A 14,156-nucleotide genomic window follows, 5' to 3' on the forward strand; every position below is an offset into this window, starting at 1 on the left:
GCCCGCGCTCCCCGCGGCGCGAACCGGCCCGAGCCCCACCCGCCCGAGAGGACCTGCGTGCAGCACGACGACGTCGACTCCCTGCGGCGGTCGAGCGCGGCGTGGCGGCTCCTGCGCGCGGACACGGCGCCGCTCGTGCTGTCGTTCCTCGGCACCCTGTTCGTCGAGGACAACGTGCGCGCGATCCCCGAGAGCGAGCTCGTCGCGCGGCTCGACGACCACCTGTGGGCGGTCGACGGCCGGTCCGCACGAGCCTCCGGAGCAGAGCCGCGGTACCCGCGACCCCCGCAGGCGTACGTCGACCACTGGGCGCACCCCGACCAGGGCTGGCTGCGCGCCTGGTACCCACCGGGCTCGGCCGAGCCCCACTACGACGCGACGCCCGCCATCGAGCAGGCCGTGCGCTGGGTCGCGTCGCTGCGCGGGCGCGGGTTCGTGGGCACCGAGTCGCGGCTCAACACGGTGTTCGAGCTCCTGCGCCAGCTCGCCGTCGGGACCCAGACCGACCCGGCGGAGCGCCTGCGCGAGCTCGAGGAGCGGCGCGCCGCGATCGACGACGAGATCGCCCAGGTGCGCGCCGGGCGCGTCGCCGTGCTCGACGCGGCGGCGCAGCGCGACCGCTACCAGCAGCTCACGCAGACCGCCGCCGACCTGCTCTCCGACTTCCGGGAGGTCGAGGCGAACTTCCGCTCGCTCGACCGCGAGCTGCGCGAGCGCATCACCGGCTGGGACGGCGCCAAGGGCGAGCTGCTGGAGGAGGTCGTGCGGTCGCGCACGGCCATCGCGGAGTCCGACCAGGGCCGCTCGTTCCACGCGTTCTACGACTTCCTCCTCGACCGTCGCCGCCAGGAGGAGTTCGCCGCGCTCGTCGAGCGCGTGCAGTCCCTCGACGCGATCGCGCCCGACGTCGTCCGGCCGGCCCCGGGGGCGCCCGGGCCGGACGTGGACGCCGCCGCGACGGACGCGGCGGCGCGGGAGCAGGAGCACCGCCGGCTACGGCGCGTGCACTACGACTGGCTCGACGCCGGCGAGCGCACGCAGGCGACCGTGCGCACCCTCTCGGAGCAGCTCCGCCGCTTCCTCGACGACCAGGTCTGGCTCGAGAACCGGCGGGTCATGGACATCCTGCGCGGCGTGGAGGCCAAGGCGCTCGCCGCCCGCGACGTCGCCCGCAGGGCGGGAGGACCCCCGGGAATGACGGTCGACGCCGTCGCGCCGGAGATCGTCCTGCCGACCGAGCGACCGCTCTTCACGCCGCGCCCCACGGCCCGGCTCGACTCGGACCACGTCGAGGCCGGCGACGACGACTTCGAGGTCGACGCGCTGTACGACCAGGTGCACGTCGACCCGGAGCGCCTCGCGCGCAGGGTCCGCGCGACGCTCTCCCGGCCGGGCGGCCCGGGGGAGGTCGCGCTCGCCGACCTGCTCGCCGACGCGCCGCTCGAGCACGGACTGGCGGAGCTCGTGACGTACCTGTCGCTGGAGGACCCGCGCTTCGTCGTCGTGCACGACGAGGAGCGCACCGACGAGGTGCGCTGGGAGGGCGAGGCCCCGACCGGGCCCGTCGCCGAGGACTCGACGCCGGACCCCGTGGTGCGCGTCGCTCGCCTGCCGCGCGTCACCTACGCGCGGCGCACCGGGGCGGGCGGCCCGCCGCGCGACCCGGTACCCGTGCCGAGCACCCCGCCAGGCCAGCAGCCCCACGACACCGACCCGGCCCCGGAGGAGACCCCGTGAGCACGACCCGCACCGCGCGCGACCCGGAGCTGTCCGTCGTCGTGACGTCGCTGCTCAAGGGCGTCGTCTACCGCGAGTCCGGCGAGGCGCTGTGGCGCGACCTGCTCGCGCGCGAGGCGCAGGTGCGCGACACGGTCGCGATGATGGGCCTGCAGGTCGTCGTCGACGAGGGCGACGGCTACGCCTACCTGCGCTCGCAGCCCGAGCACGAGCGCGACGAGCGCGTGCCGCGCCTCATCCCGCGCCGCGAGCTGCCGTTCGACGTGAGCCTGCTGCTCGCGCTGCTGCGCAAGCGGCTCGCGCAGGCCGACTCCGAGGGCGGTGACACGCGGCTCGTGCTCGCGCGCACGGAGATCGTCGACCTGCTGCGGGTGTTCCTCGCGCAGGACGCCGGCGCGGCGGCCAACGAGGCCAGGCTGGTGGACCGCGTGGACGGGCTCGTGCGGCGCGTCGTGGAGCTGGGCTTCCTGCGCCCGGCGGGCCGCCCCGACCCGGACGGCTCGCCCGCCGGGGGCGCCCCGGGCGAGGACGGCGACCCGGCCTCCGGCGACGCGCGGCGGTACGAGGTGCGTCGCATCCTCAAGGCGTTCGTCGACGCGCAGTGGCTCGCGGACTTCGACGCGCGCCTCGCGCAGTACCTGGAGCTCGCCGCGGACGGCGCCGGGACGGGACCGGGGTCGCGCGCGGGCGCAGCGGCCACCGGGACGAGCGCAGGGACGGGCGCAGGGACGAGCGCGAGCACGACGACGAGGACGGTGGCGTGATGGAGGGCCTGTTCAGCGCGGTCGAGCTGCACGACCCGGCGGCGGACCTCGACGCCCGGGCGGGCTTCCGCCTCGAACGGCTGGAGGTGCTCAACTGGGGCACGTTCGACCAGCGCGTGTGGGCGTTCGACCTCGACGGGCGCAACGCGCTCCTCACGGGCGACATCGGGTCGGGCAAGTCGACGATCGTCGACGCCGTGACGACGCTGCTCGTGCCGTCGCACCGCATCTCCTACAACAAGGCGGCCGGGGCGGGCGCGCGCGAGCGGTCCCTGCGGTCGTACGTCGCGGGGCACTACAAGTCGGAGCGCGACGAGGCGACGGGCACGACGCGCCACGTCGGGCTGCGTGAGCGCGGCACGTACTCGGTCGTGCTGGGACGGTTCTCCAACCGCGGGTTCGACCAGGAGGTCACGCTCGCCCAGGTGTTCTGGCTCGCGCCGGGGCAGTCGGGCCAGCCCGACCGGTTCTTCGTCACCGCGGACCGTCCGCTGACGATCACCGAGGACTTCGCCGGGTTCGGCGGCGACGTGGCGGCGCTGCGACGTCGCCTGCGCGAGTCGGGCGCCCAGGTGCGCGACCACTTCCCCGAGTACGGGCGCGACTTCCGTCGTCTGCTCGGCATCCCGTCGGAGCAGGCCATGGACCTGTTCCACCAGACGGTGTCGATGAAGTCGGTGGGCGACCTCGGCGAGTTCGTGCGCGAGCACATGCTCGAGCCGTTCGACGCGGACCGCTGGACGGACCGGCTCGTCGCGCACTTCGACGACCTCACGAGCGCGCACGACGCCGTCGTGCGGGCCACCGCGCAGATCGCGCGGCTCGCGCCGCTGCTCGCGGACTGCGACGCGCACGACGCGCTGGGGGAGCGGTCTGCCGCGCTCGTGGCGCGCCGCGACGCCCTGCGCGCGTTCACGGCCTCGCGGCGGGTGGCCGACCTCGACGGGCTCATCGGCGCCCTCGACGAGCGCGTCGCGGACGGCGAGTCCCGTCGCCAGCGGGTCGGCGACGAGCTGGGGCTTCTCGCGGCCGAGCGGCAGCGGCTCGAGCTCGAGCGCGCAGGCCACGGCGGCGACCGGCTCGCCGCGATCGAGGGCGAGGTCGCGCGCCGCGAGGTCGAGCGCGCCGCGCGCGAGCGCCGCGTCGCCCAGCTCGCGGGCTACGCCGCCGCCGCAGGCCTGACGCTCGGCGGCCCGGACGGTGCCGAACCCGGGGTTTCTCCCCGGGGCGAGGACGTCGTGGGGAGCCAGCCAGGGTTCGGCGGAGGGGCGGCGGGCGTGGCTGCCGCGCTCGTCGACGCCGCGGCGTTCGCCACGCTGCGGCGTGCGGCCGACGACGCCGCGGTGCGCGTGCGCGACGACCTCGCCCGGGCGGAGGAGCGGGCGAGCGAGGTCGCCGCGGAGCTGCGCGCCGTCGAGCAGGAGACCGCCGACGTCAAGGCCGAGCTCGCGAGCCTCGCCGACCGCCGTTCCAACCTGCCGCGCACCCACCTGGAGGTGCGCGACCGGCTGTGCGCCGGCGTCGGGCTCTCCCCGGCGGACGTGCCGTTCGTCGGCGAGCTGCTCGCGGTGCGCCCCGAGCACGCCGACTGGGAGGGCGCGGCCGAGCGCGTGCTGCGCGGTTTCGCGCTCTCGTTGCTCGTGCCGGCCGCGCACTACGACGCCGTGTCCGCGTGGGTCGACCGCGAGCACCTGGGCCTGCGGCTCGTGTACCACCGGGTGCCGGAGCGCGTCCCGGCTGCCCGGCCCGCGCCGCGCGACGACGTCCCGCTGCTCGCCGACCTGCTCGACGTGCGGCAGCTCGACGACGCGCCGTCCCTCACGGCGTGGGTCGAGGCCGAGCTGGAGCGGCGCGCCGACCACGCGTGCGCGCCGGACCTCGACGCGTTCCGCCGCCTCCCGCGCGCGATCACGCGCGCGGGCCAGGTGAAGCACTCGCCGGACCACCACGAGAAGAACGACATGCGTGCCGTCGACGACCGCCGCGGCTACGTGCTCGGCTGGTCGACGCAGGCCAAGATCGACGCGCTGCTGGAGCAGGCGGCCGAGGTGACCGCGCGGCGCGACACGCTCGCGCGGCGCCGCGACGAGGCCGCCGCCGCCCGGGGCGACCTCCAGGCGCGCTCGGCCGCGCTCGGCCGGCTCGACGTCTACCGCGACTGGGACGAGCTCGACCGCGGCGCCGAGACGGCGCGCATCGCCGAGCTCGCCGAGGAGAAGCGGCGGCTCGAGCAGGCGAGCGACGAGCTCGGCCGGATCGCGACGCTGCTCGACGACAACGCGCGTCGCCACGGCGAGCTCGAGGCCGAGCGCGACCGCGTCGTCGCGACGCTCGGCGCCGACCGGCACGCGCTCGACGAGGCGCGCGCCGCGCGCGAGCGGGCGCGGGCCGTGCTCGACGGCGCGGGCGAGGCGCTCGACGAGGAGACGACGGCGGCCCTCACCGCGGAGTTCGACCGCGAGCTCGCGGCGGTCGGCGCGGCCGGCGCCGACCGGGACGGTGCCGGCCGGGACGGCGCGACCGGCCCGACGCGCACGGCCGACCTGGACGCCGTCGAGAACGCGGTGCGCTCGCGGCTCACCGCCGAGGCCGAGCAGGCGCAGCGCGAGCGCGCGGACCTCGGGACGCGGATCGCGGGGCAGATGGCCTCGTTCCGGTCGGCGTACCCGGTCGAGACGGCGGAGCTCGACGCGGACGTGCGCTCGGCCGACGGCTACCGCGAGATCCACGACCGGCTCGTGCGCGACGACCTCCCGCGGTTCGAGGCCGACTTCAAGGCGTACCTCAACACGAACGCGATCCGCGACATCGCCGGCTTCGCGGCCGAGCTCGCCAAGCAGGCCGACGTCATCCGCGACCGGATCGACACGATCAACGACTCGCTCCGCGCGATCGACTACAACCCGGGCCGGTACATCCGCCTGGAGATGTCGCGCACGCCCAACCTCGAGGTGCGCGAGTTCCAGCAGGACCTGCGCGCGTGCACCGACGGCGACGGGATCCTCGCCGAGGACGACCGCGCGCTCGCCGAGGGCGACGGGTCGCTCGCCGACGGCGCGCTGTCGTACTCGGAGGACCGGTTCCTGCGGGTCAAGGCGCTCGTCGAGCGGTTCCGTGGTCGCGAGGGCATGACGGACCTCGACGAGGCGTGGCGCCGCCGCGTGACCGACGTCCGCAACTGGTTCGTGCTCTCCGCGTCGGAGCGCTCGCGCGCCGACGACTCCGAGCACGAGCACTACTCCGACTCCGGCGGCAAGTCCGGCGGCCAGAAGGAGAAGCTCGCCTACACCGTGCTCGCGGCGTCCCTCGCCTACCAGTTCAAGCTCGACTGGGGCGCGGTGCGGTCGACGGCGTTCCGGTTCGTCGTCATCGACGAGGCGTTCGGTCGGGGGTCGGACGAGTCGACCCGGTTCGCGCTCGAGCTGTTCCGCCGCCTCGGGCTGCAGCTGCTCATCGTCACGCCGCTGCAGAAGATCCACGTCATCGAGCCCTACATCTCGGCCGTCGGGTTCGTCGACAACCCCTCGGGGCGGTCCTCTCGCCTGCGGACCCTGTCGATCGCCGCCTACCGTGACGGTCGCACGACCGGCGAGGCGCCGCCGTCGGACGCCGGACTCGAGACCGCAGCGGAGCCCGAGCCCGCCGCGAGGTAGAGTCCCGGTCACGCGAGAAGACTCCGGTCGCGCGAGGGGAACGCTGGTCCCGGCGAGGTTCCCTGAGCGGACGCCGTGCCCGACGACGACTTTCAGTCGAGCGGGCGCGGTCGCCGGGCCCCGGCGAGGGTCGAGGCGAGGATCGCCTCGATCGCGAACGCGGTCGACTCGGCGAGGTCCACGGCGTCGGGGTCGAGCAGCCACTGGGTCTGGAGGCCGTCCATCGCGCCGATGATCGTGGAGGCGGCGAGGTCGAGCGCGGCGTCGGTGAGCTCGTAGTCCGTCTCGGTGTCGCCCGCGGCGCGGCGCTCCTCGACCACCTCGCGCAGCGCGCCCGCGATGTCGGCCCGCAGGCCGGTGAAGCGTTCGGTGACCCAGGCGCTCGCCGGGTGGCCGTCGGTGACGGCCTCGCCCGTGAGCACGGTGTACGCCTGGACGATCCCGGGCCGCTCGGCGTTGATCGCGGCGGTCTTGACCAGGTGCCGGAACAGGTCGAGCCCGCCGGGGATGTGCTGCCCCTCGAGGTGCTCGACGTCGACGCGGTCCCGGAACTCCAGCACCTCGGTGAGCAGGCGGTCCTTGGAACCGAAGTGGTGCAGCACCCCGGCGTGCGTGATGCCGACCTGCTCGGCGACCTCGGCGAGCGAGCCCTGGTGGTAGCCCTTGGACCCGAACACGCGCATCGCCGCGCGCAGGATCTCCTCGCGGCGCTCGAGCGTCGCGGGGCGGGTGCGGCGGGGGCGGGGCGTCCGTGCGGGGGCGGCGTCGGTGGCGCTCCGCGCGGGGGTGGCGTCGGTCATGACGGCAACCATACTGCGACCCACCCGCTCTTACTGACGAGTTAGTAATGTGTGGTTGAATCGCCTCCGGAATGGCGTCGAGGGCGACGGAGCGCCCGGCGTCGCCGCAGATCACGGACTCGCCGAGGAGCCCCGCGTGACCACTCGTCCCGTCACCCGCCGTACCGTCCGCACCGTGCCGCGTCGCGCGGCCGCCACGGTCGCCGTCGCTGTGCCGGTCGCACTCGTCGCCGCGGCGTGCGGTCTCGTGGCCCCGACCGACGAGCCCACTCCGACGGCCGTCCCCGCCGTGCTGACGATCGGGATGCCCAACTCGGTGGACGAGGAGGACAACAACCCCTTCGACAGCGGGTCCGCCGCGCAGAAGCTCGGCTACGCGAACGTCCTCTACGAGCCGCTCGCGCAGATCAACCTCGTCGACCCGGCCCAGGACCCGACCCCCTGGCTCGCGAGCGAGTGGTCCTGGGACGCGGGCTACACGGAGCTGCGGGTCACGGTCCGCGAGGGCGTGCTCTGGTCCGACGGCGAGCCCCTCACGCCCGACGACGTCGCCTTCACGTTCGGGCTCCGCAGGGACGTCCCCGCGCTCAACCCGGACCTCCTCCCGTACGACGACGTGCGCGTCGAGGGGAGGGACGTCGTCGTGACGTTCGGGAGCGGCCAGTACGTCAACCGCACCAAGGCGATCAACACGTTCGTCGTGCCCGAGCACGTGTGGGCCGACCGCCCCGCCGAGACGCTCCTGGAGGACCCGAACGTCGACCCGGTCGGCACGGGGCCGTACGTCCTCGAGGAGTTCACGACCGACGGTGCCACGCTCGTCGCCCGGGACGACTACTGGGGCGGTCCGCTCGCCGTCCCGGAGCTGCGATACGTCGCGTTCCCGGACAACGACTCCCTCACCGCGGCGTACGTGAGCGGCGAGGTGCAGTGGGGCTGGGCGTACATCCCCGGCTACGAGCGCGTCTATCTCGCCGCCGACCCCGAGCACCTCCACCAGTTCGCCCCGACCGGTCTGGCGATCGACGCGCTCTTCCTCAACACGCAGGTGCCGCCGTTCGACGACGTCGCCGTGCGCCGCGCGTTGAACATCGTGCTCGACCGCGAGGACATCTCGAACTACGCCACCTCCGGCGTCTGGCCCGCGCTGCGCAGCGCGACCGGGCTGCCGCTGCCGGCCGGCGAGCCGTTCCTCGCTCCGGACCTCGCCGACCGGCGCCTCACGGTCGACGTCCCGGGTGCGACCGCGATCCTCGAGGACGCGGGGTACGACCTGGTGGACGGCGTCCTCCAGGACGAGGACGGCGTGCCCGTCACGTTCACGCTGACGAACCCCTCCGGGTGGACCGACTACATGTGGGAGCTCGAGGCGGTCAAGGACGCGGCCGCGCGGCTCGGCATCGTCGCGACGGTGGTGGGGCAGGACGAGGCCGAGTGGTTCGACAAGATCGGCACGGGCGACTTCCAGGCGTCGATGCACTGGACCGACGGCGGCGCGACGCCCTGGGACACGTACTCCAGCCAGATGAACGGCGCCCACCTGCGCCCGCTCGGCACCAGCGCCGACGCGAACTTCGGCCGGTTCCAGGACCCCGACGCGGACGCCGCGTTCCTGGTCTACGCCTCCTCGACCGACGCGGCGGAGCGCGCGGCCGCGCTGGCGACGATCCAGAACGTCTACGTCGACCAGGTCCCCGCGATCCCGCTCCTCGGGCGCCCGACGGCCGCCCAGTACTCGACCGTCGCCTACACCGGGTTCCCGTCGGACGCCGACCCGTACGCGTCGCCGCAGCCGACCAGCCCGGCCGCGTCGCTGATCCTCACGCGCCTCGTCCCGAGCGCAGGGGAGTAGCGCGCGGAGCCTCTTCCCGTCCTCTTCCCGGAACGCACACACGCGTCCTCTACGGTGGAGGGATGCCAGCCGACCACGCCCCGACCCGGCCGCTGCCGACCAGCGGCGGGACGGGCACGCGACCGCTCCCGGCGACGCCGCCGGTGCTGCCGCCCGCGCCTTCCGGCGCCCCGCGCCCGCCCGTGACGCCGCCCCCTCCGGTCGCCGCGTACCCGTCGGGCGCCCCCTACCCGCCCGGGGCGTCGTACCCGCCCGTGGCCTCGAGCCCGCGGGGACCGCACCCGGCACCCCGTCGTGTCCCGACCGCCGACGCCGACGGGCCCAGCACCGCGTCGCGCGTCGTCGCCGCCGTCGTCGCGGTGCTCGCCGTCGCGGGGGCGTGGCTCGTGTGGCGGTTCTTCGTCGACACGTTCGCCGGGCAGATGCTCGAGCGAGCCGCGTTCGACGGCGCCGTCACCGGCCAGGGCGAGCTCTGGACGGTGGCGGAGCCGGTCCTGGACACGGTCTCGGTCGCGTTCGTCGTCGGCGGCCTCGGCGCTGCCATGGGGATCGCGCTCCTGCGCCGGCGCTGGGGCCTCGCCGTGCAGGTGGCCTTCCTCGTCGTGGGGGCGAACGTCACGACGCAGCTCGTCAAGCACTCGCTCCTCGGTCGCGAGGAGCTGATCGGCGGCTGGCACTGGGAGAACTCGCTGCCGAGCGGGCACACCACCGTCGCCGGGTCGGTCGCCGCGGCCCTGCTGCTCGTCGTCCCGCGCGCGGCCCGTCCGCTCGTGGCGGTCCTCGGCGGCGCGTACACGGCCGCGACCGGGATCTCGACGCTCGTCGGGCAGTGGCACCGCCCGAGCGACGTCGTCGCCGCGGTCCTCGTCGTCCTCGCGTGGGCGGCGCTCGTGTGCGCCTTCACGCCGCGGTCGGCCCTCGACCCGGGCGCCGGCCCGTCGCCGGGCTCGACGGTCATGGCCGTCCTCCTCCTGCTCGGCGCCGCGGCGGCCGGGGTGGCGGCGGCGCTCGCGCTGCGGGCGACGCCCGCGACCTGGGGCACCACGGCCGCGCAGGAGGTCACCGCCTACGCCGGAGGGGTGGCGGGCGTGCTCGCGGTGACGGCCGCCGCGTTCGCCGTCCTGCTCCTCGTCCGGCAGTCCACGGCTCGCCCGGACGTGCACGCCGTTCGGGGGTAGGGTGCGGCTGGCGCGACGGGAGTAACGTCGTAGGCTGCCACGGCGGACGACCGGACGGTCGTCCCCGAGGCCACGACGCGCCGCACGCCCGGGGTGGTGCCCGGTCGCCGTCGGGCGGGAGCGCCCACCACTGACACGTACGCACGGACGAAAGCAGGATCGGATGCCACGCAAGCTCGTGATCGTCGAGTCGCCCGCCAAGGCTCGCAAGATCCAGGGCTACCTCGGCGACGACTACGAGGTCGAGGCGAGCGTCGGGCACATCCGCGACCTGCCGCAGCCGTCCGAGCTGCCCGCGGACATGAAGAAGGGCCCGTACGGGAAGTTCGCGGTCGACGTCGACCACGGCTTCGACCCGTACTACGAGGTCTACGCGGACAAGAAGAAGAAGGTCGCCGAGCTCAAGCGCGCGCTCAAGGACGCCGACGAGCTCTACCTCGCGACGGATGAGGACCGCGAGGGCGAGGCCATCGCGTGGCACCTCCTCGAGGCGCTCAAGCCCAAGGTCCCGGTCAAGCGCATGGTCTTCCACGAGATCACGCGCGAGGCCATCCAGCGGGCGCTGCAGAACACGCGCGACCTCGACGAGCACCTCGTCGACGCGCAGGAGACCCGCCGCATCCTCGACCGCCTCTACGGCTACGAGGTCTCGCCCGTGCTGTGGCGCAAGATCGCCCAGGGGCTCTCGGCCGGGCGCGTGCAGTCGGTCGCGACGCGCCTCGTCGTCGAGCGCGAGCGCGAGCGCATGGCGTTCGTCGCAGCGGAGTACTGGGACGTCACGGGGACGTTCGAGCACGCGGACGCGTCCGCCGCCGACGCCGGGAAGGCGTTCGGCGCCCGGCTCGTGCAGGTCGGCGACGCACGCGTCGCCTCGGGCCGCGACTTCGACGACCGGGGGCAGCTCAAGGCGGCGGCGGCGCGCGACGGCGTCGCGCACCTCGACGAGTCGACGGCCCGCGCCGTCGTGGCGGGTCTCGCGGACGCCGCGTTCGCCGTGCGCTCGCTCGACACCAAGCCGTACACGCGCCGTCCCGCGGCGCCGTTCACGACGTCGACCCTCCAGCAGGAGGCCAGCCGCAAGCTGCGCATGTCGTCGCGCCAGGCCATGCGCACCGCGCAGTCGCTGTACGAGAACGGCTACATCACCTACATGCGCACGGACTCGCCGTCGCTGTCGGCGGAGGCCACGACGGCGGCCCGCCGCCAGGCGGCCGAGCTCTACGGCCCCGAGTTCGTGCCGGAGAAGCCGCGCGTCTACGCCGCGAAGAACCAGGGCGCGCAGGAGGCGCACGAGGCGATCCGTCCCGCGGGCGACTCGTTCCGCACGCCCGCGCAGGTCAAGCGCGAGCTGAGCGACGACCAGTTCAAGCTCTACGAGCTCGTGTGGAAGCGCACCGTCGCGTCGCAGATGGCGGACGCGAAGGGGTCGACGGCGTCCGTCCGCCTCGGCGCGACCCTCTCGGCCGCCGCGGGCGACGTCGCGGGCCGCGACGCGGTGTTCGCCGCGTCGGGCACCGTCATCACGTTCCGCGGGTTCCTCGCCGCGTACGAGGAGAGCTCCGACGTCGACCGGTACGCGGAGGACGCGCCCGTCGTCGGGACCAAGGGCGACGACGACGCGCGCCTGCCGCAGATGGCCGAGGGCGACCCGCTGCGCGGGGACGACCTCACGGCCGACGGGCACTCGACGTCCGCCCCGCCCCGCTACACCGAGGCGAGCCTCGTCAAGGCGCTCGAGGAGCTCGGCATCGGACGGCCCTCGACCTACGCGTCGACGATCTCCACGATCCAGGACCGCGGGTACGTGCTCTCGCGCGGGCAGGCGCTCGTGCCGAGCTGGCTCGCGTTCGCCGTCGTGCGGCTGCTCGAGGAGCACTTCGACCGGCTCGTCGACTACGACTTCACCGCGCGCATGGAGGCCGACCTCGACGAGATCGCCGCCGGGCGCCGCGACCGCGTGGCGTGGCTCACCGAGTTCTACTTCGGCGACGCCGCGAAGGGCGAGGACGCCGAGGGTCTGCGCGACCTCGTCGCGAACCTCGGCGACATCGACGCGCGCGGCATCAACTCGGTGCCGATCGGCGAGGGCATCCAGCTCCGCGTCGGGCGCTACGGCCCGTACGTGGAGGACCTCTCCGTCCCGGTCAAGGAGGGGGAGAACCCGCCGCGCGCGTCCGTGCCCGACGACGTCGCCCCCGACGAGCTGACCGTCGCCAAGGCGCGCGAGCTCCTCGCGGCCGGTGCCGACGACGGCAAGGTGCTCGGCACCGACCCCGTCTCGGGCAACGAGGTCGTCGCGAAGGCCGGACGCTACGGGCCCTACGTCACCGAGGTCCTCGACCTCCCGCCGATCGACACGAGCCTGTCCGCCGCCGCACAGAAGAAGGCGAAGGCCGCGCAGCCCAAGCCGCGCACGGCGTCGCTGCTCAAGACGCAGTCGCTCGACACGATCACGATCGACGACGCGCTGCGCCTGCTGTCGCTGCCGCGCGTCGTCGGGACGGACCCCGAGTCGGGCGAGGAGATCACGGCGCAGAACGGCCGCTACGGGCCCTACCTCAAGAAGGGCACCGACTCGCGGTCGCTGCCCGACGAGGAGTCGATGTTCACCGTCACGCTCGACGAGGCGCTCGAGCTGTACAAGCAGCCCAAGCGCGGGCGCGGCCAGCGCGCCGCGACCCCGCCCCTGCGCGAGCTCGGCGACGACCCGAACAGCGGCAAGCCGATCGTCGTCAAGGACGGCCGCTTCGGCGCCTACGTCACCGACGGCGAGACGAACCGCACGCTGCCCCGCGACGTCACGCCCGAGTCGATCACCCCCGAGCGCGCGATCGAGCTCCTCGCCGAGAAGCGCGCCCAGGGCCCGGCGAAGAAGCGCACCACGGCCCGCAAGCCGACCGCGAAGAAGGCCCCCGCGAAGAAGTAGGGCCCGCCTCGGGCCGTGGTCAGTGCGCGGTGTGCCCGACCGGCTCGGGGAGGCCGGCCTCGGCGCGGACGCGGCGGGAGAAGCCCTCGATGGAGCGCAGGGCGTCGACGAGCTCCGGCACGCGCACGGGGAACGGCATGGCGTGGATCGTCTCGCCCTCCGCGGTGGCGGCCTCCGCGACGCGCGTGAGGTCGTGCACGTCGTCCGCGGTCAGGCCGATCTCGGTGAGCGTGTTCGGCAGGCCGACGCGCGTCGTGAAGCGCACGAACTCCTCGATCTCCTCGGTCGGCGCGCCCTCCAGCACGAGCTGCGTCACGGAGCCGATGTTCACCTTCTGGCCGTGCGTGAGCCCGTGCGTCTGGGGCGCCGCGGTGAGTCCGTTGTGGATCGCGTGCGCCGCGGCGAGGCCGCCGGACTCGAAGCCCAGCCCGGACAGGAGCGTGTTCGCCTCGACGACCTTCTCGACCGCAGGTGTCACGAGGTGGTCCTTCACCGCGTCGATCGCGGGCAGCGCGTTCTCCCAGAGGATGTCCCACGAGAGCTGCGCGAGCGCCGTGCCCGTGACGAGCGGGAGGCCGCCGGCCATGGTCGACGCGTTCGCCTCGGCGACGGCGCGCGCCTCGATCCACGTCGCGAGCGCGTCCCCGACGCCGGCGACGAGGAACTTCACGGGCGCGTTCGCGACGAGGCCCGTGTCGACGAGCACGAGGTCCGGGTTGTGCGGGAAGAACCGGTACTCCTCGAACGCGCCGTCCTCGGTGTAGATGACGGACAGGGCGGAGCACGGGGCGTCGGTGGACGCGACGGTCGGCACGGAGACCCAGCGGATGCCGCGCAGGTGGCCCGCGGCCTTCACGGCGTCGATCGTCGAGCCGCCGCCGATGCCGACGATCACGTCGGCGCCGAGCTCGTCGATCTCGCGCGCGAGCCGGTCGACCTCCGCGGCGGTGGCGTACGTGCCGAACCCGGTGCGGTGGCGGGGGAGGTCCTGGTCCTGGAAGGACACGGCGACCGTGTCCTGGACGATGCCCCACACGACGTCGTCGGCGACGAGCAGCGGCTTCGTGCCGATCGGTCGGACGAACTCGCCGAGCCGCGTGAGCGCACCGCGGGCCTGGACGTAGCGCAGCGGGCTGATGAGCGTGCGGACGGGAACCTCGGGCATCGTGGCCTCCTGTGGAGTCGGTGGGTCGCCGTCGGGCGCGCCGCAGCCGTGCGAGGCCGGTGCCCGCCGGCCTTCCCCACC

Annotated in this window: 8 protein-coding genes; 6 read left to right on the forward strand and 2 right to left on the reverse strand. The window is 74.6% G+C overall.

Annotated elements, in window-relative coordinates; translation table 11 throughout:
• Positions 1 to 57: 57 nt before the first annotated feature.
• The 3 genes from NHH00_RS20150 to NHH00_RS20160 are packed head-to-tail and all read left to right on the forward strand — an operon-like array spanning position 58 to position 6,154.
• On the forward strand, positions 58 to 1,737 hold the full coding sequence (locus NHH00_RS20150) for a DUF3375 domain-containing protein (RefSeq protein ID WP_253055301.1): 1,680 nt from the start codon (positions 58 to 60) through the stop codon (positions 1,735 to 1,737).
• Positions 1,734 to 2,501 (forward strand): DUF4194 domain-containing protein, encoded by a 768-nt coding sequence (locus NHH00_RS20155; protein WP_253055302.1) that lies wholly within the window; start codon positions 1,734 to 1,736, stop codon positions 2,499 to 2,501. The genes NHH00_RS20150 and NHH00_RS20155 overlap by 4 nt, the downstream gene beginning before the upstream one ends.
• Positions 2,501 to 6,154, forward strand: a complete 3,654-nt coding sequence (locus NHH00_RS20160; RefSeq protein ID WP_253055333.1) for an ATP-binding protein — start codon at positions 2,501 to 2,503, stop codon at positions 6,152 to 6,154. The genes NHH00_RS20155 and NHH00_RS20160 overlap by 1 nt, the downstream gene beginning before the upstream one ends.
• A 92-nt stretch (positions 6,155 to 6,246) precedes the next feature.
• On the opposite strand, the gene NHH00_RS20165 is transcribed toward NHH00_RS20160, so the two are convergent.
• On the reverse strand, positions 6,247 to 6,954 hold the full coding sequence (locus tag NHH00_RS20165) for a TetR/AcrR family transcriptional regulator (RefSeq protein WP_253055303.1): 708 nt from the start codon (positions 6,952 to 6,954) through the stop codon (positions 6,247 to 6,249).
• A gap of 136 nt (positions 6,955 to 7,090) precedes the next feature.
• On the opposite strand from NHH00_RS20165, the gene NHH00_RS20170 reads away from it, so the two are divergent.
• The 3 genes from NHH00_RS20170 (at position 7,091) to topA (ending at position 12,910) form a co-directional block, all read left to right on the forward strand.
• Positions 7,091 to 8,806 (forward strand): ABC transporter substrate-binding protein, encoded by a 1,716-nt coding sequence (locus NHH00_RS20170; RefSeq protein WP_253055304.1) that lies wholly within the window; start codon positions 7,091 to 7,093, stop codon positions 8,804 to 8,806.
• Between the two features lie 62 nt (positions 8,807 to 8,868).
• Positions 8,869 to 9,984 carry a phosphatase PAP2 family protein gene (locus NHH00_RS20175; RefSeq protein ID WP_290445705.1) on the forward strand — a complete coding sequence of 372 codons (1,116 nt, stop codon included), beginning with the start codon at positions 8,869 to 8,871 and terminating at the stop codon, positions 9,982 to 9,984.
• A gap of 163 nt (positions 9,985 to 10,147) precedes the next feature.
• Positions 10,148 to 12,910: a type I DNA topoisomerase gene (gene topA, locus NHH00_RS20180; protein WP_253055305.1), complete on the forward strand. Its 2,763-nt coding sequence runs from the start codon at positions 10,148 to 10,150 to the stop codon at positions 12,908 to 12,910.
• Positions 12,911 to 12,929: 19 nt separating this feature from the next.
• Here the strand turns inward: topA and NHH00_RS20185 are convergent, their stop codons facing one another.
• On the reverse strand, positions 12,930 to 14,075 hold the full coding sequence (locus NHH00_RS20185; RefSeq protein ID WP_253055306.1) for a glycerol dehydrogenase: 1,146 nt from the start codon (positions 14,073 to 14,075) through the stop codon (positions 12,930 to 12,932).
• Between the last annotated feature and the right edge of the window lie 81 nt (positions 14,076 to 14,156).

Origin of the sequence: Cellulosimicrobium cellulans (assembly GCF_024124905.1) — a bacterium.
Lineage (GTDB): Bacteria > Actinomycetota > Actinomycetes > Actinomycetales > Cellulomonadaceae > Cellulosimicrobium > Cellulosimicrobium cellulans_G.

Coding starts and splice junctions, on each gene's coding strand:
- NHH00_RS20160 (WP_253055333.1), top strand. CDS start 2,501: ATGGAGGGCCTGTTCAGCGCGGTCGAGCTGCACGACCCGGCGGCGGAC.
- NHH00_RS20165 (WP_253055303.1), bottom strand. CDS start 6,954: ATGACCGACGCCACCCCCGCGCGGAGCGCCACCGACGCCGCCCCCGCA.
- NHH00_RS20175 (WP_290445705.1), top strand. CDS start 8,869: ATGCCAGCCGACCACGCCCCGACCCGGCCGCTGCCGACCAGCGGCGGG.
- NHH00_RS20185 (WP_253055306.1), bottom strand. CDS start 14,075: ATGCCCGAGGTTCCCGTCCGCACGCTCATCAGCCCGCTGCGCTACGTC.
- topA (WP_253055305.1), top strand. CDS start 10,148: ATGCCACGCAAGCTCGTGATCGTCGAGTCGCCCGCCAAGGCTCGCAAG.